The following is a 24952-nucleotide window of genomic DNA, read 5'->3' as shown; positions in this document are numbered from 1 at the left end:
CGCGCGAAGCCTACTGCGCTGTGCGAGCGGCTCGAATGGGCGGATGGGGGGATGCCCCGGCACGGAGACGGGCCGGGGCATCCGCAGCGGTCCACACGGTGTCTTTGTGTGGTGTCTTCGTGTGGTTCAGCGGACTCTTCGGCGGACTCAGAAAAGTCCGCCGAAGAGTCCGCCGTGTGCCATGCCCAGATAGAAGCCGAGGGCCGAGGCACCGAGGCCCAGGATCAGCCCGAAGCGCTCGCGGGTCGTCTCGGAGATCCACTGGCCGTAGGCGCCGGTGACGATCCCCACCAGGCCGGCCCAGGAGCTGAGCAGGTGCAGGCTGTGGAAAGCCGACGAGACGAGAGCCGTGATGCCCAGCACCAGGGTCACCACGAGCAGGGTGTCCTGGAGTACATGGGGCTTTCCGTCCGTGGCGAAGAGTCCGCCGACGGTGTTGGGTCGCAATGCCTGTGCCATAGGGCACCTCCTGCGGAAGGCGGCGCATCGTAGCGCCGTACACACCCGATGTGTACAGATTGACGGTCCCCACCCTCGGATTTCAACCGGAGCGGGTGTGCGGGTAGTCTGTAGCGTCTGCACCGGTGTCTGCCCAGGCTCAGCCAGGGATCCGCCCAGGCCAGCGCGGGGACGTCGTCGGACGGCCCCCCGATTGTCAGTGGCGGCCGATACCGTTGCGTACGCATCACAACCCTCCTGCCACGGAACGACCGTGGCCGCTGAGTCCAAAGGAGGTGGGTTACACATGCGTCACTACGAGGTGATGGTCATCCTCGACCCCGATCTGGAGGAGCGCGCTGTCGCCCCCCTGATCGAGAACTTCCTCTCCGTCGTCCGCGAGGGCAACGGAAAGGTCGAGAAGGTCGACACCTGGGGCCGTCGTCGTCTCTCGTACGAGATCAAGAAGAAGCCCGAGGGCATCTACTCGGTCATCGATCTGCAGGCCGAGCCTGCGATCGTCAAGGAGCTCGACCGCCAGATGAACCTGAACGAGTCGGTCCTCCGGACCAAGGTCCTCCGCCCCGAGACCCACTGAGCTCTCCCGCTCAGCTGATCTCGGGATCCGAGTAGCAGCACCAGCAGCCAGCAGCAAACCCGCCGAGAGGTTCCCCCATGGCAGGCGAGACCGTCATCACGGTCGTCGGCAATCTTGTCGATGACCCCGAGCTGCGCTTCACCCCGTCCGGTGCGGCGGTCGCGAAGTTCCGCATCGCGTCCACTCCCCGCACCTTCGACCGCCAGACGAACGAGTGGAAGGACGGCGAGAGCCTGTTCCTGACCTGCTCGGTCTGGCGTCAGGCGGCGGAGAACGTCGCCGAGTCGCTTCAGAAGGGCATGCGCGTCATCGTGCAGGGCCGACTGAAGCAGAGGTCCTACGAGGACCGCGAGGGCGTCAAGCGCACGGTCTACGAACTGGACGTCGAGGAAGTCGGCCCCAGCCTGCGCAACGCCACGGCCAAGGTCGCCAAGACCGCCGGCCGCGGTGGCCAGGGCGGCCAGGGTGGTTACGGCGGCGGTGGCAACCAGGGTGGCGGCGGCTGGGGCGGAGGCTCCGGCGGCGGCCAGCAGGGCGGCGGCGCTCCTGCCGACGACCCGTGGGCCTCCAGCGCTCCCGCCGGCGGCAACCAGGGTGGCGGCGGCTGGGGTGGAAACTCCGGCGGCGGTGGCGGCTACTCGGACGAGCCCCCCTTCTAGGCCTACGGGCCGGGCCCCTTCGGGCCCGACCGGGTCGAAGGCGGGTCGTAACCCAACTTCTTGATCACACAGGAGAAACACCATGGCGAAGCCGCCTGTGCGCAAGCCTAAGAAGAAGGTCTGCGCTTTCTGCAAGGACAAGGTCACGTACGTGGACTACAAGGACACGAACATGCTGCGGAAGTTCATTTCCGACCGTGGCAAGATCCGTGCCCGCCGCGTGACCGGCAACTGCACGCAGCACCAGCGTGACGTCGCCACGGCCGTCAAGAACAGCCGTGAGATGGCGCTGCTGCCCTACACCTCCACCGCGCGATAAGGGAAGGGTGACCGACTCATGAAGATCATCCTCACCCACGAGGTCTCCGGCCTCGGTGCCGCGGGCGACGTCGTGGACGTCAAGGACGGCTACGCTCGCAACTACCTGATCCCGCGGAAGTTCGCTATCCGCTGGACCAAGGGTGGCGAGAAGGACGTCGAGCAGATCCGTCGTGCTCGCAAGATCCACGAGATCCAGACCATCGAGCAGGCCAACTCCGTGAAGGCCCAGCTCGAGGGCGTCAAGGTCCGCCTGGCCGTTCGCTCCGGCGACGCCGGTCGTCTCTTCGGTTCCGTCACCCCGGCCGACATCGCCTCGGCGATCAAGGCTTCCGGTGGCCCCGAGGTCGACAAGCGCCGTATCGAGCTCGGCTCGCCGATCAAGACGCTGGGCGCCCACGAGACGTCCGTGCGTCTGCACCCCGAGGTTGCCGCCAAGGTCAACATCGAGGTCGTCGCGGCCTGATCACCGCGCTTGGCTTGAACAGCCGGGAAGGGGCCGTACCCGTCAGGGTGCGGCCCCTTCCGCATGACTGGAACGAGTGGCGCCGCCAGGGGCATGGGAGTCGATGGGCCTGCCATCAGCCTCGCGGCCGGTGCGGTGGTGGGCATGTTTCACGTGAAACGTCGGTTTCACGTGAAACGGTCAGCGCGTAGCCCCCACGACGACCCACCGTCCGGAGCGGGTGCGCAGCCACAGCGTCAGCATGCGCACGGCCATCATCAGTGACATGGCTCCCCACAATGCGGTCAGACCACCGCCGAGAAGCGGTACCAGGAGCGCCACCGGAGCGAAGACCGCCAGGGTCGCCACCATGGCCCAGGCCAGATACGGACCGTCGCCCGCTCCCATCAGGACGCCGTCCAGAACGAAGACGATGCCGCAGACGGGCTGCGAGAGCGCCACCATGAGCAGTGCCGGCAGGGCGGTTTCCTTCACCAGAAGGTCGCTGGTGAACAGAGGCAAAAACAGAGAGCGCGCGAGTACCACGAGCAGGCCGAGTGTGAAGCCGGCGGCGATGCCCCACTGCACCATGCGACGACAGGCTTCGCGGGCGCCCAGGGCGTCGTCGGCGCCGAGGTACCGTCCGATGATGGCCTGCCCCGCGATCGCGATGGCGTCGAGAGCGAAGGCCAGCAGGCTCCACAAGGACAGGATGATCTGATGTGCCGCGATGTCGGCGTCGCCGAGACGGGCCGCGACAGCCGTGGCGATCATCAGAATCGCCCGCAGGGAGAGAGTGCGGACCAGCAGAGGCACACCGGCCTGTGCACAAGCCCTGATCCCTTTGGCGTCGGGACGCAGTGAGGCTCCGTGTTCGCGGGCTCCGCGGACGACCACGGCGAGATAGACGGCGGCCATGCCGTACTGCGCGATGACGGTGCCCCAGGCGGAGCCGGCGATGCCGAGTCCGACGCCATAGACGAGGCCCATGTTCAGGACCGCGTTGGCGATGAAGCCACCGATGGCGACGTAGAGCGGTGTTCTGGTGTTCTGCAGGCCGCGCAGTACTCCGGTGGCGGCGAGCACGACCAGCATGGCCGGGATGCCGAGCGAGGAGACGCGCAGATAGGTGGTCGCGTACGGGGTCGCGGTGTTCGATGCGCCGAAGAGGTTCACGAGGGCTGGAGCCGAGGGAAGCACGGTGACGATGACGGCGGCACCGAGCAGCAGCGCCAGCCAGATGCCGTCCATGCCCTGGCGAATGGCCGCCTGGAGGTCGCCTGCGCCGACACGGCGTGCCACGGCTGCCGTGGTGGCGTAGGCGAGGAAGACGAAGACGCTGACGGCTGTGGTGAGAAGCGCCGAGGCGATGCCGAGTCCGGCGAGTTGTGAGGTGCCGAGATGGCCGACGATGGCGCTGTCGGCCATGACGAAGAGAGGCTCGGCGACGAGTGCGCCGAAGGCCGGAACGGCCAGCGCGACGATCTCGCGGTCGTGCTGTCGCCGGACGGTCCTGGCGGGCGCGGGAGCCTGTGTCATGAGCACTAATCTAACCGTCCACAGGTAAGAGACGCAAAGCATTGGTGACCCTTACCACTCTTCGAGCTGTGTGGACTTTCGCGCAGCGTTCGAAGGGATCTTGGCCCGACCGGGAAAGTTTTTCTTCTGCACAGCCCGTGGATGGGAAAGTGCCTGGTCAAAGCGCTTGTTCCGGTGAGGATGGGAGCTTGTTCACAGGCCTGTCCACCGGGTCGTACACAGGTTTTGCGAAGTTCTCCACAGCATCGGGGCCGTCGTCCACATGGCCTGTGGATAACCAGATTGGCTGACGCCGCCAGCAGGCCTACCGTGGTCCGGCGCCCGCTCCGTTCGTCGGCCAGAGAACCGTCACAAAACAGACGCGACGGAACCGGAGTCTGGGCCTCTCATCTGTCAGTGCCGTGCCGTAGAAATGAGTAGCGCGGCGAGGTCCGCTCCGCGGACGGGAGGAGGTGGCTCGGTGAGCATTTCCGAGCCCTTGGACGATCCGTGGGCCGACAGCGGTCCCAGTGATCGTCTGCCCACGTCCCGCCACCGCGCCGACGGCGGTCGCAGCCGCGGCGAGCAGCACGACCGAGGCCGGGACGACGGTGCGTGGGAGGGCGGGGGCACGGCCTTCGAGCGCGTACCTCCGCAGGACCTCGACGCCGAGCAGTCCGTCCTCGGTGGCATGCTGCTGTCCAAGGACGCCATCGCCGATGTCGTCGAGGTCCTCAAAGGCCACGACTTCTACAAGCCCGCCCATGAAACGATCTTTCAGGCGATCCTCGACGTCTACGCCAAGGGCGAGCCGGCCGACCCGATCACCATCGCCGCGGAGCTCACTAAGCGCGGTGAGATCAACAAGGTCGGCGGCGCGTCGTATCTGCACACGCTCGTCCAGACCGTCCCGACGGCGGCCAACGCCGAGTACTACGCGGAGATCGTTCACGAGCGGGCGGTACTCCGCCGTCTTGTCGAAGCCGGCACCCGGATCACCCAGATGGGCTACGCGGCCGACGACGATGTGGACGAGATCGTCAACCGGGCCCAGGCCGAGATCTACGCGGTCACCGAGCAGCGCACCAGCGAGGACTATCTGCCGCTGGGCGACATCATGGAGGGGGCGCTCGACGAGATCGAGGCGATCGGCTCGCGCAGCGGTGAGATGACCGGTGTGCCCACCGGCTTCACCGACCTCGACTCGCTCACCAACGGTCTGCACCCCGGCCAGATGATCGTCATCGCCGCCCGACCCGCCATGGGTAAGTCGACCCTCGCACTGGACTTCGCCCGAGCCGCGTCGATCAAGCACAACCTGCCGAGCGTCATCTTCTCTCTCGAAATGGGCCGCAACGAGATCGCGATGCGTCTGCTGTCCGCCGAAGCCCGTGTCGCCCTGCACCACATGCGCTCCGGCACCATGACGGACGAGGACTGGACCCGGCTGGCCCGCCGGATGCCCGAGGTGTCGTCCGCGCCGCTCTTCATCGACGACTCCCCGAACCTGTCGATGATGGAGATCCGCGCGAAGTGCCGTCGGCTCAAGCAGCGCAACGACATCAAGCTGGTCATCATCGACTATCTCCAGCTGATGCAGGCCGGCGGGTCCAAGCGCTCCGAGAGCCGTCAGCAGGAGGTCTCGGACATGTCCCGTAACCTCAAGCTCCTCGCCAAGGAGCTGGAGGTGCCGGTGATCGCGCTCTCCCAGCTCAACCGTGGTCCCGAGCAGCGCACGGACAAGAAGCCCATGGTGTCCGACCTGCGTGAGTCCGGCTCCATCGAGCAGGACGCCGACATGGTGATCCTGCTGCACCGCGAGGACGCCTACGAGAAGGAGTCGCCGCGCGCGGGCGAGGCCGACATCATCGTGGGCAAGCACCGTAACGGCCCGACGGCGACGATCACCGTGGCTTTCCAGGGCCACTACTCGCGATTCGTGGACATGGCACAGACCTGATCCAGGGCGGCTCCGGCGATATGAATTCGACGTGGGATGCCGGGCCGGGTGGACTGGGGCCCATGACGTCTTCTCAGGAACAACTGCTTCCCAGCACATGCCGTGCGCTGCTCCACCGTATCGCCGTGGCCCAGGCGGAGGGGCGGGCGCCGTCGCTGGTCGCGACCGTCGTACGGGACGGGCAGGCCGTCTGGCACGGTGCCCGGACCTCGGTGGACGGGCACGGGCCGGACGAGCATGTGCAGTACCGGATCGGCTCGATCACCAAGACCTTCACCGCCGTGCTCGTCCTCAGACTGCGTGACGCGGGCCTGCTGGACCTGGGTGATCCGCTGGAGAAGCATCTGCCGGGGACCGGCGCGGGTGAGGTCACCATCGCCGATCTGCTGGCCCACACCGGCGGGATCGCGGCCGAGTCTCCTGCTCCCTGGTGGGAGCGCACTCCGGGATCGCTTCGGCCGGAACTCGTCGATGTGCTCGGTGAACAGCCCCTTCTGCACCCCGTCGGTCGTCGGTTCCACTACTCGAATCCCGGATACACCTTGCTGGGAGCGCTGGTGGAGAAGCTGCGCGGCGCCCCGTGGGAGGACGTCCTTCGGCGTGAAGTGCTGGAACCCCTGGGACTGGAGCGGACAAGTGCCCAGCCTCAGGGGCCCCACGCGGGTGGATGGGCGGTGCATCCGTGGGCCGACGCGCTGCTGCCCGAGCCCCTGGAGGATCTGGGGATCATGGCGCCGGCCGGACAGCTCTGGTCCACGTCCGGTGACCTGGCTCGCTTCGCCGTCTTCCTGGCCCGGGGGGACGACCGCGTGCTGAGCGGCGACACCGTGCGGGAAATGCGGACGCCGGCTGCCCCGGCCGAGCCGTCGGACGTGATGGACGGCGTCAGCTATGGCCTCGGCATGCAGATTCAGCAGCGTCACGGACGACTTCTGGTCGGTCACTCCGGTTCGCTGCCCGGCTTTCTCGCGAACCTGACCATCAGTGTGGACGACGACGTCGCCGCGGTGGTGCTGGCCAACTGCACCTCCGGGCCGCTGCTGGGCGCTGTGGGCGCCGATCTCGTCCGCATCGTCGCGGAGGCCGAGCCGCGGATTCCCGCACCCTGGCGGCCGTCGCTCGAAGTCGCTCCGGCCGACCTGGAGTTGACGGGGCAGTGGTACTGGGGGACCCAGGCTTTTGCGCTGCGCCTGACGGCCGACGGCGCGGCTTCGCTGGAGCCGCTGTCCGGCACCGGTCGACGCTCACGGTTCCGGGCGAACGAAGACGGCACCTGGACAGGGCTGGAGGGCTACTACGCCGGAGAGCTCCTGAAGGCCGTACGACGCCCGGACGGGTCCGTGGACCACCTGGATCTCGGGTCGTTCGTGTTCACGCGTCAGCCCTACGACAGGGCGGCTTCGGTGCCCGGTGGCGTGGACCCGGACGGATGGCGAGGTCTCGAGCAGCGCCAGTAGGGCGTCGGGGATCCGGCGAGGACGGGAGAGCGGTCTGTTCCACGTGAAACAGACCGCTCTTTGTGTCAGAGGCGGAGCTTGAAGCCGACATGCGAGGCGGTGAAGCCGAGCCGCTCGTAGAAACGGTGTGCGTCCGTACGGGACGAGTCGGAGGTCAGCTGCACCAACTGGCAGTCCAGACGCCGGGACTCGTCGACGGCCCACTGGATGAAGCGGGTTCCCAGGCCGCTGCCACGCTCGTCGGCGTGGACGCGTACGCCTTCGATGATCGAGCGGGTGGCGCCCTTGTGGGAGAGTCCGGGAACGATCGTCAGCTGGAGTGTGCCGATCACCCGACCTTCGCGTACCGCCACCATCAGATGCTGGTTCGGATCGGCGGACAGACGCTCCAGGGCTGTCCGATAGGGGCTCAGGTCATCCGGTGACTCGCGCTGCGCGCCCAGCGGATCGTCGGCGAGCATCGCGACGATCGCCGGTATGTCGTCTGTCGTGGCGGGTCGAATATCGAAATCTGCCATGGCCACACCCTATGCGGGCACGTTGAGCGCCTCCACGACCCGGACCAGCGGTGCGAGCTCGGCGTTCTTCGACGCCTCGTCGAGTGCCTCGCGCAGGGCGACGTCGTTGGTGGGCCGGGCCTGCGCCAGCAGTTCGATGCCGTCCTCGGTCACGTTGGTGTAGATGCCACGGCGGTCGGTGGGGCACAGATAGCGCTCGAGGAGGCCGCGGTCCTCCAGCCGGGTGACCAGGCGGGTGGTGGCGCTCTGGCTGAGTACGACGGCGTCGGCGACCTGCTTCATCTGGAGATGCCCGCCGTCGCCGTCGTGCTGTCGGCTCAGCACGTCGAGCAGGGAGTACTCGCGCACGCTCAGATCGTGTCCGGCCTGGAGCGCGCGCTCGACGTGGGCCTCGATTCGGCCGTGGAGCAGGGACAGGGCGCACCAGCCCTGAGCGAGGGCGGTGAGTGCGGGGTCTGTCGCTGTCATGGCGTCTCCTCCGTCCCGGGCGGCCGAATCCAGGATAGGGCACAGATGCAATAATGTGCGGCTACAGATAGTCAGCGGATGCAATTATTGCGGCTGTGGGTGATCCTGGGCCTGTTCGCCGAGGTCAGCCTGCCGCCACCGTCACAGGAGCGAACCGTCGGCTCCAGTCGCCCGGCAGTTCCGGGACGCCGTACGTCATGACCGCGTTGAAGGCGACGGACACCAGACCGCGCTCCTTCAACCACGTCAGCAGTTCTTCGTGCCGCACGTCGACATCGGTTCGCAGCGGACGGTCGGTGTGGGCGGCGAGGGCGGTGACAAGGGCTTTGGCCGTCTCCGTGTCACGGGCGATCAGCGGGCCCACCACATGGGTTTCCATATTGGGCCAGATGGCTGCGTAGCCGATGATCCGGTCGTTCTCCACGGCTACGCACAGCCGATCGGTGAAGGCGGGCAGGCGCGTGACGATGTGGGTGCGGTCAAGGCCGAAGACCTCACCGTCGAGCAGAAGGATCTCCGCCAGATCCGCGGCAGTGGCCGCGCGGGTGACGATGCCGGGCCGCCTCCCGTCGGGGGTGAAGTTTCCGCACACCATCTCGGCCCGTGCGGTGACCTTGAAGCCCAGTTCCTCGTACAGCGGAAGACCGTTCGGTGTCGCGTGCAGTGTCAGCGGCGTGGGACCCATCGTGGACACGATGCGGCGCATCAGCCGGCGACCGACCCCCTGACGAGCATGCCGCTCGGCCACCAGCACCATGCCGATGGCACCCAGAGCGGGACGCTCCTGCGGACCGTACTCGGTGACCGTGCAGGCGGCGACGAGGCCGCCGTCAGGATCGTCGATGCCGTATCCCGTTCCGGCCGTGAGCAGGAAGCTCCACTTATGTTCCTCCCGGGGCCACCCCCGATCCTCCGACAGGTCGGCGCAGGCGGAGAGATCGCGAAGCGTCAGACAGCGGACGGGGAGAGCGGCGAGGGAAGGAGTGCGCACGCAGGTCAGGCTGTCCGACCGGTGGCCTCGGCGTCCACCTGTTTCGAACGAGACATACATGCTTTTGGCCATGCTGTGACGGGGGCCGTAGGGCGCGCAGAGAACGAGGGTGTTTCACGTGAAACACCGGCGAACGGCAGGCGTCCTGTTCAGCCCAGATCGGGGGCGTGCATGGCGCGTACGCCCTCGATGTTCCCGTCGAGGTAGTGCCGTAGCGACAGGGGCACCAGGTGTACGGAAGCAATGCCGACCCGGGTGAACGGCACCCTGACGATCTCGTACTCGCCGGCGGGCTCGTCGATCTCGGGGCCGTGCCGCAGGGACGGGTCCATGGACTCCAGTCGGCACACGAAGAAATGCTGCACCTTCACCCCGGTCGCGCCGCCGTCCGCGCCGATGTGCTCGACGGTGTCGACGAAGCAGGGCACGACGTCGGTGATCTTGGCGCCGAGCTCCTCGTACACCTCGCGGTGCAGGGCATCGACGACAGTCGGGTCCTCGGGCTCCACCCCGCCACCGGGCGTCACCCAGTAGGGATCAACGCCGGGCTTGGTGCGCTTGATCAGGATCAGATGGTCGCCGTCCAGGAGAACGGCTCGGGCGGTGCGCTTGACCACGGGTCGGACGGTCATGGGAGAAATGTGGCCCGGCTCGTTCCACGTGAAACATTGCGAAACATCATTGCAGGCGAATTTCCCGTGACATTGCGGGGAAACCGGCTCAGCACCAGTCGGTGGCGGCCCGCTGGAGCCACTCGTGGGCCCGCGCGATGTGCGGCATCACCAGTGTGCCGGTGCGCACCACGAGGAAGTAGGTCCGCAGCGGTGGTACCGCCGGCTCGTGCAGCGCGACCACATCACCGCGGGCCAGGGCGGAGGCGCACAGATAGCGCGGCAGCACCGCGAGACCGGCGCCCGCGCACGCGCACGCCAGGACGGCGCGCAGATCGGGGACGATGACGGCACCTGAAGCGGCGGGCCGGGAGTCGAAGACGGAAGCCCAGTAACGGGACATGAACGGCAGCGATTCGTGCACCTCGACGACGGGGAGGTTCTCCAGGACGGGTGCGCCCTTGCGTCGTCTCCAGGGTTCGATCCGTTCGGCCCAGCTCGGAGCGGCCACCAGGACATGCTCCTCGTCGCACAGAGGAGTCGCGGTGAGCAGGGCGCCGCGTGGACGGGCCGTGCTGATGGCCAGATCGTGGTGTCCCGCAGCCAGCCCTTCGAGGGCCTCCTCGGCTGTGCCGAAGGAGGCGCGCAGAGCGAGCCCCTGGCCGCCGTGGCCGGCCAGCTCGGTGAGCGCGGGCAGGGCCCGTTCGGCGGTGAACTCGGGTGGTCCCGCCAGATGCAGGGTGCGCAACGAGGAATCCTCGTCCAGGCCGGTTTCGGCGATCTCCACCAGGGCGTCCAGATGAGGCGCGGCCTTGTGGGCGAGTTCGTCGCCGATGGTCGTCGGAGTCACCCCGCGGGCCTGCCGTAAGAACAGGGGACGGCCCACCTGCCGCTCCAGTGTGCGGATCTGGGAGGTGACGGCCGGCTGGGAGAGTCCGAGGAGAGCCGCGGCTCGAGTGAAGGAACCGGCTCGGTGCACCGTCACGAAGGTACGCAGCAAGGCGAGATCCACGCAGTGCCCTCCCCTCTCGCCGCCCCGCTTCAGATCCTTCCGGCCGACCTGCTGCCGCGCTCAACTATAAATATGTCGATAGGTCCCTGTCGCTACTGTGATTGGACACTGACACACAGTCAACTAGCCTTGGTCGCGCGGTTCTCAGCGCGCGGAACCGGGACGGTCCGAGCCACGAGGGGGGAGGCTCGGACCGTCCGTCGTGCGGAGCGGGACACCGTCGGGGCGTCCGCGCGCAGGTCAGTCCACCGATTCGTCCAGCGCGTGCAGCAGATCCGCCACCAGGTCGGCGGGGTCCTCCGCGCCGACCGAAAGACGGATGAAGCCCTCCGGCACCGCGTCGCCGCCCCAGCGTCCGCGCCGTTCGGCGGTGGAGCGCACTCCGCCGAAGCTCGTCGCGTCGTCCACGAGCCGCAGCGCGTCGAGGAAGCGGTCGGCCCGCTCACGCGTGGGCAGGGTGAAGGACACCACGCATCCGAAGCGCTGCATCTGCTCCGATGCGATCTTGTGCGCCGGGTCGTCGGGCAGTCCCGGATAGCGCAGCCCGCTCACCTCGGGGCGCTGCCGCAGCGCCTGGGCGACGGTGAGGGCGGACGCGTTCTGCCGGTCGACGCGCAGCTGGAGCGTGGCGATCGAGCGGTGTGCGAGCCAGGCCTCCATGGGTCCGGAGATCGCACCGACGATCTTGCGCCAGCGGCGTACGGCGGCCATGGCCTCAGGGTCGCGGCCGGCGACATAGCCCAGCAGGACATCGCCGTGCCCGGTGAGCTGCTTGGTCCCGCTGGCCACGGAGAAGTCGGCGCCGAGTTCGAGGGGGCGCTGCCCGAGCGGCGTCGCGAGGGTGTTGTCGACGGCCACCAGGGCGCCACGCACGTGCGCCGCCTCGACGAGCCGTCGGATGTCGCAGACGTCGAGCCCCGGGTTCGACGGGGACTCGATCCACAGCAGCCTGGCGCCGTCGAGGACGTCGAGCTGGGCGTCGCCGCCGGTGGGGGCGGTACGCACCTCGACGCCGTACGCCTCCAGCTGGGCCCGCACCAGGGGCAGCGCCTGGTATCCGTCGCTGGGCAGCACGACCGCGTCGCCCGCACGCAGCTGGGAGAAGAGCACCGACGAGATGGCGGCCATCCCGGAGGCGAAGACGAGTGTCTCGACACCTTCACCGCCGGGCGCCTCCAGCTCGCCGATGGCCCGCTCCAGATGGGTCCAGGTCGGGTTCTCGTCCCGTCCGTAGGCGTACGGGCCGGTGGGCTCGCCCGGCAGATGGAAGTGAGCGGCGAACACCGGTCCCGGCAGCGTCGGTTCGTGCTTGACAGGCTCCGGAAGCCCTGCCCGCACGGCGCGCGTTCCGTCGCCCGCGCCGGGGGGAACCGCCGTACCGCTTCCGTCGTTGCTGGCAGAGTCGCTCATGCCGCCCGTCCTTCCAGATGTTCACGTACCGCGGCGAGCAGCCCGGTGCTCGCCGCCTCCACCATCTCAAGACATTCCTCGAAACCGTTCATGGCCCCGTAGTAGGGGTCCGGAACGTCGAGGTCGTCCCCGGCGGCAGGGTCGTACGAGCGCAGCAGCCGCACCTTCCGCGCGTCCTCCTCGGTGGGTGCGAGCCGGCGCAGCTCCCTGAGATGGCCGTGGTCGAGAGCGATCACGAGGTCGAGGCGGGAGAACCAGGCGGCCAGGAACTGTCGGGCCGTGTGATCGCTGTCGTAGCCGGCGTCCTCGAGGACGGCGACGGTGCGCGGGTCCGCGTCCGCGCCCTCGTGCCAGCCTCCGGTGCCGGCGCTGTCGACCTCGACCCGGTCGTCGAGTCCGGCCCGCGCCACGTGTGCGCGGAAGACGGACTCGGCCATCGGCGAGCGGCAGATGTTCCCCGTGCACACGAAGCAGACGCGGTAGGTCATCGAGTGCTCAGTCCTTGCCGTCGGGCAGGACGATGTTGAGGGCCCAGGAGACGATCGAGATGATCAGGCCGCCGAGGACGGCGGTCCAGAAGCCGTCGACGTGGAAGCTGAGGTCGAGCTTCCCGCACACCCATGAGGTCAGCAGCAGCATCAGCGCGTTGACGACCAGGGTGATCAGGCCGAGCGTCAGGAGGAACAGCGGGAAGGTGAGCACTTTCACGATCGGCTTCACCAGGAAGTTCACCAGGCCGAAGACCAGGGCGACCAGGATGAGGGTGCCGACCTTCTTGCCCGTGCTGTCACCGGTCAGGGTGATCTTGTCGAGCAGCAGCACGGCGATCGCCAGGGCTCCCGCGTTGGCGATCGTCTTGACTACGAAATTCTTCATGTGTCTGATCGTGGCAGAAGAGATCGGATTCGAGCAGAGGTGTGGAGCGGACAAGAGCGATGAAGGCATTCCGGCTGGACGAACTGGAGGCGGAGCGCGCCGCCAACGACGGTGCCTACCTGCAGTTTCTGCGCGAACGGAACATGTCGGTCGGCCTGTACGCGCTCGACGCCGGCGACCGGGACGGCCAGGGCCCGCACAACCAGGACGAGGTGTACTTCGTGGTGAGCGGCCGCGCCGACATCACGGTCGGCATGGAGACGACGCAGGTGGCGCGTGGCAGCGTGGTGTACGTGCCGGCCGGAGTCGCGCACAAGTTCCATCACATCAGCGAGGACCTCAGGGTTCTGGTGGTCTTCTCTCCGCCCGAAGCCTGAGCGGCGGTCTCCGGGTTCCCTAGGGGAAGGGTCAGGGAACGGCAAGGGGTGCGAGGCCCCCGCTCGACCCCCTTTCGGCCCTAGCATTCTGGGCAGGACGACAATCGGTTCCCGGAACGCCGGGCGGAGAAGCAAAGGACGAGGACGATGCAGGAGATCTTCGCGGGACTGCCGTGGTGGGTGAAGTGGATCGCGGTGCCGGTCATCGCCCTGTTCGTGTTCGGCAGCCTCATAGCCACGGTCGTCACCATCGTGATCGGCCTGCTGTTCAAGGTCCTGGTCTTCGTCGCTCTGGTCGGCGGACTGATCTACGTCGTGCGGAAGTTCATGTCGAGCTCCTCGTCGCGCAGCGACTGGTGAGGTGAGGGGCAACCGGTGATCGGTAACAGGAATCACCGGTTCCCTCGGGCGAGGGAAGTTTTCCGGGCAGCCCGTCGGTGAGCGGTGGCAGGCGGATAAAGTCCGGAACTCGACGCGGGGAAGACCCCCGCGAGCGGCGTACATCCCCGCCCGTGTTCCCCCGCACGGGCCGCCCCCTCGCGCAACGGGAGTGCCCCCTTGGCCACGGTCGACACCGCATCGACAGACACCTGTCCACCCCTTACCCGGTCGTGTTCCACCATCCCCGTGGTGCCGCGCCCGCCCTCCGCCTCGGTCCCCGAGCAGCCGCACTCCGCGACGACCACCCTGATCGGGTCGGTACAGCGCGCGATGCGTCTGCTGGAGTGCGTCGCCGCGCACGAGCACGGAGCCCCCGCCAAACAACTGGCCCGCGAGACGGGGCTCGCCCTTCCCACGGCCTACCACCTGCTGCGCACCCTCGTGCACGAGGGCTATCTGCGTCGCGACAAAGGACTGTTCTTCCTGGGTGAGGCCGCCGAGCGGCTGGGCGGCAGCGGGGCGACGCAGAAACGTCGCAGCACGGTCGTCGACCTGCTCGCGCAGTGGCGCGATGCCATCGGTGCCCCCGTCTACTACGCCGTGTACCGCGGGGGTGAGATCGAGATGCTGTGCGTCTCCGACACTCCTGGCAATCCGGCGGTCGAGGAGTGGGCGGATTTCCGCGAGACCGGGCACGCGCACGCCATCGGCCAGTGCCTGCTGGCCCAGTTGGACGACGAAGCGCGCCGTGACCACCTGAGCCGCTACCCCGTGCGGTCCCTCACCCCGTACACGGTGCACGACAACCGCACCCTGCTACGGCGGCTGGAGCGGCTGCGACGGCTGGGTCCGGTGACCGAGCGCCAGGAGTACGCGCTGGGGGCGGTGTGCGCGGCCATCCCGATCACGCTGGGTACCACCGCCGCGGCGATGGCCATCTCACTGCCCGCCCGTCAGTCCGACCGACTGCTCCCCGCCGTACAGCAGTTGCAGGCCGAGATCGGGCGACTTACCGGTTCGCTGGGACTCTCTATCAGCATCTGAAAAATCACTCCTTGTGATCTGTCGTGCACGTTCAGCAAGATGCCATCAAATGCAGGGGTTCATTCCAGGCCATTCGACGGCATATGACGGGGTAGGCGATGCGCGAGTCGGTACAGGCAGAGGTCATGATGAGCTTTCTCGTGTCCGAGGAGCTCTCGTTCCGCATTCCGGTGGAGCTGCGCTATGAGTCCAGTGATCCGTACGCCGTGCGGTTGACCTTCCACCTTCCCGGCGACGCACCGGTGACCTGGGCCTTCGGGCGGGAGTTGCTGATCGACGGCGTCGGCCGGCCCTGCGGTGAGGGGGATGTCCGGGTCGCGCCCGTCGAACCGGACTCGCTGGGCGAGGTCCTGATCCGGCTTCAGGTCGGAGTCGACCAGGCGTTGTTCCGTTCGTCGACCGCCCCGCTGGTGGCCTTCCTCGACCGCACCGACAAGCTGGTGCCCTTGGGACAGGAAGGGGTCCTCGCCGACTTCGACGCCCATCTCGACGAGGCCCTGGACCGCATCCTGGCGGAGGAACAGAGCGCGGGCTGAAGCGCGGGACGCGGGGCACCGGGGGCACGCCGGAAGCTTCGGCGGGGCCCGGGGGGCCAGCAGGAACGCTTCTGTGGGGCGTGGGGGCCCGTAGGAACGATTCGTGGGGCCCGGGAAGGTACGTTCGGTGCCGCCGTCGGGCCGGGGCGCTCGTGGGGCCTCTGGCCGCCGTCCCCTCCGGGATTCCGGACGGGGTCACCGCTTGCGCCGACGCCCCCGCCCGCCGCGTGCGACGGTCGGCTGGTCACCGGCCGGAGCCGCTGCCGCGGCGCTCTCCGGGCCCTGCCGGTCCGCGGCGACCACCAGGGCCGCGAGCGCCGTGGTGACCGGCACCGATGCCACCAGGCCGATCGAGCCCACCAGCGTGCGCACGATCTCCTCGGCGACCAGCTCGCTGTTGGCGACCGCCCCGATGCTGCTCTGCGCTATCGAGAACAGCAGGAGCAGCGGCAGCGCCGCGCCCGCGTAGGCGAGGACAAGGGTGTTCACCACGGACGCGATGTGATCGCGTCCGATGCGGATGGCCGCGCGGTACAGGCCCCGCCAGCCCATCGACGGATTCGCCTCGTGCAGTTCCCAGACCGCCGAGGTCTGCGTCACCGTCACATCGTCGAGGACACCGAGCGAGCCGATGATGATGCCGGCGAGCAGCAGACCGCTCAGGTCGATCGACGGATACAGGCCGTGGATCAGGCCGGTGTTGTCGTCGGTGTTGCCGGTGAGCGAGGCCCAGTCGACGAACAGCGAGCCGAGCACGCCGATCAGAAGCAGCGAGATCAGGGTGCCGAGCACCGCCACGGAGGTACGCGCCGACAGTCCGTGGCACAGGTACAGGGCGATCAGCATGATGGCGCTCGACCCCACCACTGCCACGACCAGCGGGTTCGAACCCTGGAGGATGGCGGGCAGGATGAAGAGGTTCAGGATCAGGAAGCTGATGGCCAGCGCCACCAGCGCCATCACGCCCCGCAGCCGTCCCACGACCACCACGGCGAGGGCGAAGATGCCCGCGAGCAGTGTGACCGGGATCCGGCGGTCGACGTCGGTGACCGAGTACTGGAGGTCCTTCGGCGCGGAGGGCTCGTAGGCGACCACCACCTTCTCGCCCTCGTGCAACTGCCGTGACTGGTCCGGCTGGATGATCTCGGTGAACGTACGGCCCTTGTCCGAACCGGTACCGACCTCGATCGTCGCCTTCTTGCAGGTGCTGTTCGACTTCTGCTGGGCGGACGACCCCCCGGTGGCGGAACCGCCACCGGGGGAGGAGCCGCCCGAGGCGTTCACCGAGGCGCAGCTCACGTTCACCACACCGGTGACCGTGGCCTGCTGGGTCTGCCGGTCGAACCCGACCCCGGTGCGCTCGTGCGCCGGGGCGCCACCGGGCCACAGCACCATCAGCCCGACCACCACCGCGGCCGCGAACGGCACGAGGACCGCCGCGATGACCTTGCGCAGGTGCTTGGAGACGGGGGCGGCCGGCCCATGGCTGTGCGTATGGCCGTGGCCGCCACCTGACTCCGTGTTCCGCTCGCCGTGGCCGTGGCCGTGGCCGTGGCCGGGTTCCGGCTCCTGTCCCTGTCCATGGCTCTGCCCGGGCCCATGGCTCTGCCCGTAGTGCTGCCCCTCGTTGAAGTCATGAGCACGCCCTGGACCGGTGCTGCCACCGCTCCCGTGGCCGTGGCCGGCACCGGGCCTGCGCGGCGGTTCGGGGAGGGGGTACGGAGGCTCTTGGGTCGTGGTCACCGCCCGATCATCGCAAGAACGGCGGAGGCCCACTGTTCACCGCGCCACACATGCCGCTAGCGTGGAGGCACCTTTGCACACGCGGGAGCTCGGAGCACCGGGCTGAGAGGGCGCTGACCTCCGTTTTTGCGATGTTTCACGTGGAACGAGTGATGTTTCACATGAAACTTCTGTTGACGGAAGCCGCTGCGTCGACCGCTGAACCTGTTACCGGGTAATGCCGGCGTAGGGAGTAGGTCTCATGACCAACAAGGACGTGCGCACGCCTGCCTCCGATCAGGGCGGACAGCCCCAGGAGGCCGGAACGTCGATCGGCTGGCACAAGGCGTATGTCGAGGGCTCACGCCCCGACCTGCGGGTGCCGGTCCGCCAGGTGCACCTCACCAACGGGCAGGCGGTCACGCTGTACGACACATCGGGCCCGTACACCGATCCGTCCCACGCGACCGACGTCCGCAGGGGCCTGCAACCCCTGCGGGAGAACTGGATCGTCGGACGTGGAGACACCGAGGAGTACGCGGGTCGCCCCGTCCGCCCCGAGGACGACGGAATCAAGCACACCTCACCGCGCGGTGGGCTGCGCAACCTCGACGCGGTCTTCCCAGGGCGGCCGCGCCAGCCCCGCCGCAGCCGCGACGGCAAGGCGGTCACCCAACTCGCGTACGCGCGCCGCGGTGAGATCACGCCCGAGATGGAGTTCGTGGCCATCCGGGAGAACGTGGCGCCCGAGGTGGTCCGCGAGGAGATCGCGGCGGGCCGGGCGGTGCTGCCCGCGAACGTCAACCATCCGGAGATCGAGCCGATGATCATCGGCAAACGGTTCCTGGTGAAGGTCAACGCCAACATCGGCAATTCCGCCGTCACTTCCTCCATCGAGGAGGAGGTGGAGAAGATGACCTGGGCGACCCGTTGGGGTGCCGACACGGTCATGGACCTGTCCACCGGCCGCAACATCCACACCACCCGGGAGTGGGTGCTGCGCAACTCCCCGGTGCCCATCGGCACGGTGCCGCTCTACCAGGCCCTGGAGAAGGTCGACGGCAGGGCCGAGGAGCTGACCTGGGAGATCTACAAGGACACCGTCGTCGAACAGGCCGAGCAGGGCGTGGACTACATGACCGTCCACGCGGGTGTCCGGCTGCCGTACGTGCCGCTGACGGCGAACCGCAAGACGGGCATCGTCTCGCGCGGCGGCTCGATCATGGCTGCCTGGTGCCTCGCGCACCACAAGGAGTCGTTCCTCTACGAGAACTTCGAGGAATTGTGCGAGATCCTCGCCGCCTACGACGTCACGTACTCGCTGGGCGACGGTCTGCGGCCGGGATCGATCGCCGACGCCAACGACGAGGCGCAGTTCGCAGAGTTGAGGACCCTCGGGGAACTCAACCGGATCGCGAAGCGTTTCCACGTACAGACGATGATCGAGGGCCCGGGCCATGTCCCGATGCACAAGATCAAGGAGAACATCGACCTTCAGCAGGAGATCTGCGATGAGGCTCCGTTCTATACGCTCGGCCCCCTGACGACGGACGTCGCACCGGCGTACGACCACATCACCTCCGGCATCGGCGCCGCGATGATCGCCTGGTGGGGCACGGCGATGCTCTGTTACGTCACGCCCAAGGAGCACCTGGGCCTGCCCAACCGTGACGACGTCAAGACCGGTGTCATCACCTACAAGATCGCTGCCCATGCGGCCGATCTGGCCAAGGGGCATCCCGGTGCCCAGGACTGGGACGACGCGTTGTCCGACGCCAGGTTCGAGTTCCGGTGGGAGGACCAGTTCAACCTCGCTCTAGACCCGGACACGGCACGGCAGTTCCACGACGAGACACTCCCGGCCGAGCCGGCCAAGACGGCCCACTTCTGCTCGATGTGCGGGCCGAAGTTCTGCTCGATGAAGATCAGCCAGAGCATCACGGAGCGGTTCGGCGGGGCGGCGGCCGAGGGGGCGTCGTCCGCCGAGATCGCCGAGGGGATGCTCCAGAAATCGAAGGAGTTCGCGGCGAGCGGGAACCGGGTGTACCTGCCCATCGCGGACTGAGGTCCGAACGCGTCGGCCGGGCTCCGGCCGGCTTCCGGTGCCGGTGCCCGCGTCGGTGACCCGGCCGGATGCTCGGCCTGCGCCTTCCCTGCGGGGGCGCAAGCCGAGGGGCTATTCCGGCTGGTGCTCCGGGCCGCCGAAGTCCGGGCTGGTGAAGTCCGGGCTCGTGTAGCTCGGGCGCGGACCCGCGGCGGGGCCGTCGTCGGGGCTGGTGAAGCCCGGACGGTCGTAGCCGAGGCGGGGGATGCGGCCGGTCGGTGCCGACGGGGCGGTGCGGTGTCCCGCGATCGCCGTGCCGGGTTGGGCGAGTGCCTCTCGCAGGAACGGCAGGATGCCCCGCTCCAGGAGGGCCTCGCACCAGGCCTCCCTGGCCCGGGTCACTTCCTCGTTGAGCGCGGCCTGCGATTCCGCTTCGAGTGAGGGCCGGTTGCGCAGTGCGGTGAGCAGCAGTCCGACGGTGGCCACGAGAATCGCGGCCGCCGTCATGGCACCGAACACCCATCCGGCGGTGATCATGGTCTGGGCGATCGTCGGCTCGGGGTCGAGCATCTTGAGTATGTAGCCCACGAGCAGGAAGATCGCCGCGGCGGTTCCGGCGAGGACGGGGGCGAGGACCGCGACGACGGCGACGGCGCCTGCGCCGGCGGTCTCCGCGACCTCCCCCATGGTGGCGGCGAGCCCCAACGCGCCGCCCGTGTCCGGCTCCGCGGAGCCGGACACGGGCAGGGGTGACGAAGGGGTGGACGGCGCCGGCTGGCGCAGTTCCTCGCGGACCTTCACGTAGTGCTGGTATTCGGTCGCCGCGGCCGCCGTGATGAGCGCGGTGGCGTTGAGCGCCATGGTGCGCAGTTGTTCGGGGTTGAGCCGCTGTCCGACAGCGGCGAGTTCCGGGCGGTGTGGTGCGGAGCGCAGCGCCTCACCGAGGACCCGCTCGTACTCCTGGCGGTCCTCGCTCAGCAGGTGCTGCGGAACGCTGTTCATGTGCATCCCCCGATGCTCCGTAGGGCTTGAGGCTCGCATGGCGACGAGCCGTCGGGCAGAAACGGAGGGGAGCCTGCTACGGATAAGCCGATAGTAGAGCGGCTACGGCTCGGGGTGACAGGGGGTTTCCAGAATTGGGTGTCGTCCTGTAGGGGCTCCGTCTGCCGGAGGCGAGCCCCGCGAACGCTCAGACCGACAGAGGAAGTTGCTGGACCAGCAGTTTTCCGGCCATGGTCACACCGCCGTCCATCGCGATCGCGAGACCTTCGGCATAGACGTGCGGTCCGTCGACCACGGGACGGCTGCCGTCCTCGTCGTCCTCGGAGCCGACCTCGCCCAGCAGATAGGGGATCGGGCTGTGGCCGTGGACGATCCGGGTGCCGCCGTACATGTCGAGCAGGGAGCGGACGGCGTCCGCGCCCCCCTCGTCGCGGAAGGAGAAGCGCTTGGTGAACTTGCGGAACAGGTCCCAGACCTCGTCCGCGTCGTTGCGGGTGAGGGCCTCGCGGATGGTGTCGTTGACCGCCTCGATCGAGTCGCCGTAGTCGAGGTAGGCGGTGGTGTCCGAGTGGACGAGCAGATGGCCGTCGACCTCCTCGATGGCGTCGAGGCGGGCCATCCACTGGAGGTGGTGGTCCTGGAGGCGGTCCATGTCGGTCTTCTGGCCGCCGTTGAGCAGCCAGGCCGCCTGGAAGGTGGCCGTGCCCGCGCCGGAGTTGACGGGGGTGTCGTTGAACCGCTTGGCGCCGAGCAGCAGCAGCTCGTGGTTGCCCATGAGCGCCTTGCAGTAGCCGCCGGCCGCGGCGGCCTCCGCGGACAGCCGCATCACGAGGTCGATCACGCCGATGCCGTCCGGGCCGCGGTCGGTGAAGTCGCCGAGGAACCACAGCCGTGTGGTGCCCGCGCACCACTGGCCGGCCGCGTCGATCAGGCCCTTGGCCTGCAGAGCGGCGACCAACTCGTCGAGATAGCCGTGCACATCGCCGACGACGTACAGCGGACCGGGTCCGGTGGCGGGCTGCGGGACCGTGACGGCCGCAGGTTCGACGGCGACCTGAAGGGTGTCGCCCCGGTTGATCACCGGCAGGTCGCGCTGGGTGGGCGTGTACCCGTCGGGATGCTCCACCGCATCCTCCGCGGGCGCGACGGTCTCGCCGGCGTGGACGTCATGGGCGTACGGACCGGTCTCATGGACGTACGCGGGCACCCGGAAGTCGCGCAACGTCGCCGTCCGCTCCACCTCGGGTCCCTGACCGGCCCCCTGAGTCATCAGACCCCTCCACCATCGCGCCGCATCTGCACCGTTTCGGACTGCCTGGTCGCAGCGTCCCACGGTGCCGTGGGCCCATCATAGGAATGCGGATCGTGCCGTGTGATGACCCAGGGGTGGTGAATCAGAACAGGACTCCGATCCGCCGCCGGTTTTGCCCCGATGAGTCCGTTCTTCGCCGCCTGTCGGCGCAGGCGTTCGCCGGTCCACGAGAGCGGTCGGGCGCCGATGTCACAGCTCTGTCCCAGGATCGGGAACTCTCGTTGGCGGCTCTGCCGGTCGGGGGCGGAGCCACGCTCACGCGTCCCGCGGGGGGAGCGGGCCGGTACCTTCGTCCACCGTGCCGCGGCCGGGCGGTGACCACGGCCGGCACAGCCGCCGCGGCCGGCCACGGGCCCGGCCCGCTCCCCTGTGCGGTCCGCCCTCTGCGCGGCCCGTCCCCTGTGCGGGCCGCACGGCGGCGTCGCGCGGCCGAGGCGTCCCCAGGGCCCCGGCTCGCTCCGTGAGCGCTCGCTATCTCCGGTCGGGAGTCCTCGGCGGACTGACCGTGGTGCGTGGCGGGCGCCGCTGGGAGGAGGTGCGCACGATCAGCTCGGTGGGTATCACCTGTTCGACCGGCAGGTCGGACTCCACGCCCTCGATGGCGTCGATGAGCAACTGGACCACCGCTGTGCCGATGCGCCGGGGTTTCAGCGAGAGCGTGGTGATGGGCGGCTCGGTGGTGGCGTACACGGTGGACTCGCTGCAGCAGACCAGCAGCAGGTCGTCCGGGACGCGCAGCCCGTAGCGGCGGGCGGCGGCCAGCAGATCGGTGCCGTTGGGGTCGAACAGGCCGTAGACCGCGTCGGGGCGGTCGGGGCGGGCGAGCAGCCGGTCGGCGGCGACGGCGCCCGCGCACGGATCGTGCGCGGGATACGCCTCGTACACCGGGTCCTGGCCGACGCGCTCGCACCAGCGCAGGTACGCGGTGGTGGACAGACGGGTGTAGGTGTCCGTCGTCGTCCCCGTGAGCAGGCCGATCCGCCGGGCGCCGGCGTCGGCCAGGTGGTCGAGGATGCCGAGGACGGCGGCCTCGTGGTCGTTGTCGACCCAGGCGGTGACCGGCAACGAGCCGGCCGGGCGGCCGTCGGAGACGACCGGCAGCCCCTGGCGGACCAGCTCGCTGACGACCGGATCCTGGTCCGAGGGATCGATGACGACCGTGCCGTCCAGGGCGACGTTCGACCACACGTCGTGGCGCGAGGTCGCCGGCAGGATGACGAGGGCGTAGCCGCGGGCGAGCGCCGCAGAGGTGGCCGCTCTGGCCATCTCCGCGAAGTACGCGAACTCCGTGAAGGTGAAAGGTTCATCCCCGTACGTCGTCACGGTCAGGCCGATGAGGCCCGACTTGCCGGTACGGAGGGTTCGGGCCGCGGCCGAAGGGCGGTAGCCCAGTCGGTCGGCGACTTCGCGGACATGGCGTCGGGTGGCGTCGGGGAGCCGGCCCTTGCCGTTGAGGGCATCGGAGACGGTCGTGATGGAGACTCCGGCGGCGGCGGCCACATCCCTGATGCCCGCCCGGCCCGGCCGGCTGCCTCGACGTGAGGTTTCCGCGCGGCTCACCTGGTGCTTCCCTGCTGCTGTCATGGCGAGCCGATAGTAGGGCTCAGGCGGTGGGGTAGGGCGGGCGCATATGCACGCGTTGACAGGCACGTTTCTGCATGGTCATAAACAGGCAACTGCCTTAGAAAGCAAGTCAGTTGATCGATTCAGTGTCAGTACGTGACTTGCCGGGGTGCGCCGACCTGCCAAGTGTCCGATGTCTCGAAGAGGTCTCAACTCACCTTCACGAGGGATGCGCGCCACGGCGTGAGCCACCGGCGCGTAGATATATGTACGACACGCCCCCCTGGAGTGTGTGTCTCCGTCCGGTGGTGCCTCTGATGTTGCCGTGACGCATGAGTTCGCCCCGGCCGACAGCTCCGGCGGCGAAGAGGTCGGGCACCACCCGTGCGCAGCCACGCCCAATCCTCATAAGGTGAGAAGTATTGGAAGCGGTGGTGGTCACAAGGAGGACTGCGGTGAGCGAGACGAGCCCCAAGCTGCGCGCCGAGCTGGAGGGGATCCCCACCTACAAGCCGGGCAGGCCCGCCGCGGCCGACGGCCCGGTGGCGTACAAGTTGTCCTCCAACGAGAACCCGTACCCGCCGCTGCCCGGTGTGATGGAGAGCGTGACGGCCGCGGCCTCCGCCTTCAACCGCTACCCGGACATGGCGTGCACGGCCCTGATGAACGAGCTGGCCGACCGCTTCGGCGTCCCGGTCTCCCATCTGGCGACCGGCACCGGTTCGGTCGGCGTCGCCCAGCAGCTGATCCAGGCGACCTCCGGGCCGGGCGACGAGGTGATCTACGCCTGGCGGTCCTTCGAGGCGTACCCGATCATCACGCAGGTCAGCGGTGCCACGTCGGTGCAGGTCCCGCTGACGGCGGGCGACGTGCACGACCTGGACGCGATGGCGGACGCGATCACCGACCGCACCCGACTGATCTTCGTCTGCAACCCCAACAACCCGACGGGCACGGTGGTGCGCCGGGCCGAGCTGGAACGTTTCCTGGACCGGGTGCCCAGCGATGTGCTGGTGGTGCTCGACGAGGCGTACCGGGAGTTCATCCGCGACACCGAGGTGCCGGACGGGGTGGAGCTGTACCGCGACCGCCCGAACGTCTGTGTGCTGCGCACGTTCTCCAAGGCGTACGGTCTCGCCGGCCTGCGCGTCGGATTCGCCATCGCCCATGAGCCGGTCGCCGCGGCGCTGCGCAAGACGGCGGTCCCGTTCGGGGTGAGCCAGCTCGCGCAGGACGCGGCGGTCGCCTCGTTGAACGCCGAGGACGAGCTGCTCGGGCGGGTCGGCTCCCTGGTGTGCGAGCGCACGCGCGTCGTCGACGCGCTGCGCGCCCAGGGCTGGACGGTGCCCGAGACCCAGGCCAACTTCGTGTGGCTGCGGCTGGGCGAGCGCACGGTCGACTTCGCGGCGGTGTGCGAGCAGGCGGGCGTCGTGGTGCGGCCGTTCGTCGGTGAGGGTGTGCGGGTGACGATCGGGGAGAACGAGGCGAACGACATCTTCCTGAAGGTGGCGGAAGGATTCCGCAGGGACCTCTAGGGATCCCGGCCCGACGGGCCGAAGACCGACGTGAGGGGTGTCTGTTCCACGTGGAACAGACACCGACCGCCGAGGGTGCAGCGACCGCGCCCGGGGCAGAAGGCGAGGGAGGCCCGCCGGGCGGCGGGGTCCCGCCGGGCCGTGCGGGCCGTGCGGC

26 protein-coding genes are annotated in these 24952 nt (G+C 68.7%); 12 read left to right on the top strand and 14 right to left on the bottom strand.

The genetic code is table 11. The features are described from left to right. Positions 1–147: 147 nt before the first annotated feature. Positions 148–459 (bottom strand): hypothetical protein, encoded by a 312-nt coding sequence (locus tag ACWC24_RS02985; RefSeq protein ID WP_450661075.1) that lies wholly within the window; start codon positions 457–459, stop codon positions 148–150. A 286-nt stretch (positions 460–745) separates the two neighbouring features. Here ACWC24_RS02985 and rpsF point away from each other — a divergent pair, with 286 nt between their 5' ends. The 4 genes from rpsF (at position 746) to rplI (ending at position 2479) form a co-directional block, all read left to right on the top strand. Next, entirely contained in the window at positions 746–1036 is a 291-nt protein-coding gene (rpsF, locus tag ACWC24_RS02980; protein ID WP_010353482.1) for a 30S ribosomal protein S6, read from the top strand. Positions 1037–1113: 77 nt separating this feature from the next. Next, positions 1114–1695: a single-stranded DNA-binding protein gene (locus ACWC24_RS02975; RefSeq protein ID WP_450661074.1), complete on the top strand. Its 582-nt coding sequence runs from the start codon at positions 1114–1116 to the stop codon at positions 1693–1695. An 82-nt stretch (positions 1696–1777) separates the two neighbouring features. Beyond that, complete coding sequence (gene rpsR / locus ACWC24_RS02970; protein WP_003949403.1) at positions 1778–2014, top strand: 30S ribosomal protein S18; 237 nt, start codon at positions 1778–1780, stop codon at positions 2012–2014. Positions 2015–2032: 18 nt separating this feature from the next. Next, positions 2033–2479, top strand: a complete 447-nt coding sequence (gene rplI, locus ACWC24_RS02965; RefSeq protein WP_062927880.1) for a 50S ribosomal protein L9 — start codon at positions 2033–2035, stop codon at positions 2477–2479. Positions 2480–2659: 180 nt separating this feature from the next. Here rplI and ACWC24_RS02960 read toward each other — a convergent pair whose 3' ends face one another. Continuing rightward, the gene (locus ACWC24_RS02960) at positions 2660–3997 is read right to left on the bottom strand and encodes an MATE family efflux transporter (protein ID WP_450661073.1); all 1338 of its coding nucleotides are present in this window, start codon (positions 3995–3997) and stop codon (positions 2660–2662) included. A 460-nt stretch (positions 3998–4457) separates the two neighbouring features. Here ACWC24_RS02960 and dnaB point away from each other — a divergent pair, with 460 nt between their 5' ends. Both dnaB and ACWC24_RS02950 read left to right on the top strand, forming a co-directional pair. Beyond that, positions 4458–5936 (top strand): replicative DNA helicase, encoded by a 1479-nt coding sequence (dnaB, locus tag ACWC24_RS02955; RefSeq protein WP_450661072.1) that lies wholly within the window; start codon positions 4458–4460, stop codon positions 5934–5936. Between the two features lie 62 nt (positions 5937–5998). Continuing rightward, a complete protein-coding gene (locus ACWC24_RS02950) occupies positions 5999–7393 on the top strand; it encodes a serine hydrolase domain-containing protein (protein ID WP_450661071.1) in 1395 nt (464 codons plus the stop codon). Between the two features lie 65 nt (positions 7394–7458). On the opposite strand, the gene ACWC24_RS02945 is transcribed toward ACWC24_RS02950, so the two are convergent. From ACWC24_RS02945 to ACWC24_RS02910, 8 genes are all read right to left on the bottom strand, one after another. Then, positions 7459–7911 carry an N-acetyltransferase family protein gene (locus tag ACWC24_RS02945; RefSeq protein WP_450661070.1) on the bottom strand — a complete coding sequence of 151 codons (453 nt, stop codon included), beginning with the start codon at positions 7909–7911 and terminating at the stop codon, positions 7459–7461. Between the two features lie 9 nt (positions 7912–7920). Beyond that, positions 7921–8379: a MarR family winged helix-turn-helix transcriptional regulator gene (locus tag ACWC24_RS02940; RefSeq protein ID WP_450661069.1), complete on the bottom strand. Its 459-nt coding sequence runs from the start codon at positions 8377–8379 to the stop codon at positions 7921–7923. Between the two features lie 124 nt (positions 8380–8503). Beyond that, complete coding sequence (locus ACWC24_RS02935) at positions 8504–9370, bottom strand: GNAT family N-acetyltransferase (RefSeq protein ID WP_450661068.1); 867 nt, start codon at positions 9368–9370, stop codon at positions 8504–8506. A gap of 149 nt (positions 9371–9519) precedes the next feature. Continuing rightward, complete coding sequence (locus tag ACWC24_RS02930) at positions 9520–10002, bottom strand: NUDIX domain-containing protein (protein WP_450661067.1); 483 nt, start codon at positions 10000–10002, stop codon at positions 9520–9522. Positions 10003–10090: 88 nt separating this feature from the next. Then, on the bottom strand, positions 10091–10993 hold the full coding sequence (locus ACWC24_RS02925) for a LysR family transcriptional regulator (protein WP_450661066.1): 903 nt from the start codon (positions 10991–10993) through the stop codon (positions 10091–10093). A 240-nt stretch (positions 10994–11233) separates the two neighbouring features. Next, positions 11234–12403, bottom strand: coding sequence for a cystathionine gamma-lyase (locus ACWC24_RS02920; RefSeq protein ID WP_450661065.1), 1170 nt, complete (start codon positions 12401–12403; stop codon positions 11234–11236). Continuing rightward, entirely contained in the window at positions 12400–12891 is a 492-nt protein-coding gene (locus ACWC24_RS02915) for a low molecular weight protein-tyrosine-phosphatase (RefSeq protein ID WP_450661064.1), read from the bottom strand. Before ACWC24_RS02915 ends, ACWC24_RS02920 begins: the two co-directional genes overlap by 4 nt. Before the next feature lie 7 nt (positions 12892–12898). Continuing rightward, on the bottom strand, positions 12899–13279 hold the full coding sequence (locus ACWC24_RS02910) for a phage holin family protein (RefSeq protein WP_392614034.1): 381 nt from the start codon (positions 13277–13279) through the stop codon (positions 12899–12901). 59 nt (positions 13280–13338) lie between these two features. On the opposite strand from ACWC24_RS02910, the gene ACWC24_RS02905 reads away from it, so the two are divergent. From ACWC24_RS02905 to ACWC24_RS02890, 4 genes are all read left to right on the top strand, one after another. Continuing rightward, a complete protein-coding gene (locus tag ACWC24_RS02905) occupies positions 13339–13656 on the top strand; it encodes a cupin domain-containing protein (RefSeq protein ID WP_450661063.1) in 318 nt (105 codons plus the stop codon). Positions 13657–13803: 147 nt separating this feature from the next. Continuing rightward, the gene (locus tag ACWC24_RS02900; RefSeq protein ID WP_450661062.1) at positions 13804–14016 is read left to right on the top strand and encodes a DUF5326 family protein; all 213 of its coding nucleotides are present in this window, start codon (positions 13804–13806) and stop codon (positions 14014–14016) included. A gap of 267 nt (positions 14017–14283) precedes the next feature. Then, the gene (locus ACWC24_RS02895) at positions 14284–15081 is read left to right on the top strand and encodes an IclR family transcriptional regulator (protein WP_450661061.1); all 798 of its coding nucleotides are present in this window, start codon (positions 14284–14286) and stop codon (positions 15079–15081) included. 98 nt (positions 15082–15179) lie between these two features. After that, positions 15180–15617 (top strand): SsgA family sporulation/cell division regulator, encoded by a 438-nt coding sequence (locus tag ACWC24_RS02890; RefSeq protein ID WP_450661060.1) that lies wholly within the window; start codon positions 15180–15182, stop codon positions 15615–15617. A gap of 195 nt (positions 15618–15812) precedes the next feature. Here the strand turns inward: ACWC24_RS02890 and ACWC24_RS02885 are convergent, their stop codons facing one another. After that, a complete protein-coding gene (locus ACWC24_RS02885; RefSeq protein ID WP_450661059.1) occupies positions 15813–17360 on the bottom strand; it encodes a YibE/F family protein in 1548 nt (515 codons plus the stop codon). 241 nt (positions 17361–17601) lie between these two features. On the opposite strand from ACWC24_RS02885, the gene thiC reads away from it, so the two are divergent. Next, complete coding sequence (thiC, locus tag ACWC24_RS02880) at positions 17602–19404, top strand: phosphomethylpyrimidine synthase ThiC (protein ID WP_450661058.1); 1803 nt, start codon at positions 17602–17604, stop codon at positions 19402–19404. A 111-nt stretch (positions 19405–19515) separates the two neighbouring features. On the opposite strand, the gene ACWC24_RS02875 is transcribed toward thiC, so the two are convergent. The 3 genes from ACWC24_RS02875 to ACWC24_RS02865 all read right to left on the bottom strand — a co-directional run bounded on the left by ACWC24_RS02875 (position 19516) and on the right by ACWC24_RS02865 (position 23281). After that, a complete protein-coding gene (locus ACWC24_RS02875; protein ID WP_450661057.1) occupies positions 19516–20391 on the bottom strand; it encodes a hypothetical protein in 876 nt (291 codons plus the stop codon). A 181-nt stretch (positions 20392–20572) separates the two neighbouring features. Beyond that, positions 20573–21655: a metallophosphoesterase gene (locus ACWC24_RS02870; protein WP_450661056.1), complete on the bottom strand. Its 1083-nt coding sequence runs from the start codon at positions 21653–21655 to the stop codon at positions 20573–20575. A 513-nt stretch (positions 21656–22168) separates the two neighbouring features. Continuing rightward, positions 22169–23281: a LacI family DNA-binding transcriptional regulator gene (locus ACWC24_RS02865; RefSeq protein WP_450661055.1), complete on the bottom strand. Its 1113-nt coding sequence runs from the start codon at positions 23279–23281 to the stop codon at positions 22169–22171. Between the two features lie 434 nt (positions 23282–23715). Between ACWC24_RS02865 and hisC the strand changes: the two genes are divergently transcribed. Then, on the top strand, positions 23716–24795 hold the full coding sequence (hisC, locus tag ACWC24_RS02860; RefSeq protein ID WP_450661054.1) for a histidinol-phosphate transaminase: 1080 nt from the start codon (positions 23716–23718) through the stop codon (positions 24793–24795). Positions 24796–24952 lie beyond the last annotated feature (157 nt).

The sequence above is a fragment of the Streptomyces sp. NPDC001443 genome, from assembly GCF_053597355.1.
This window is presented reverse-complemented; position numbering and strand designations above follow the sequence as displayed.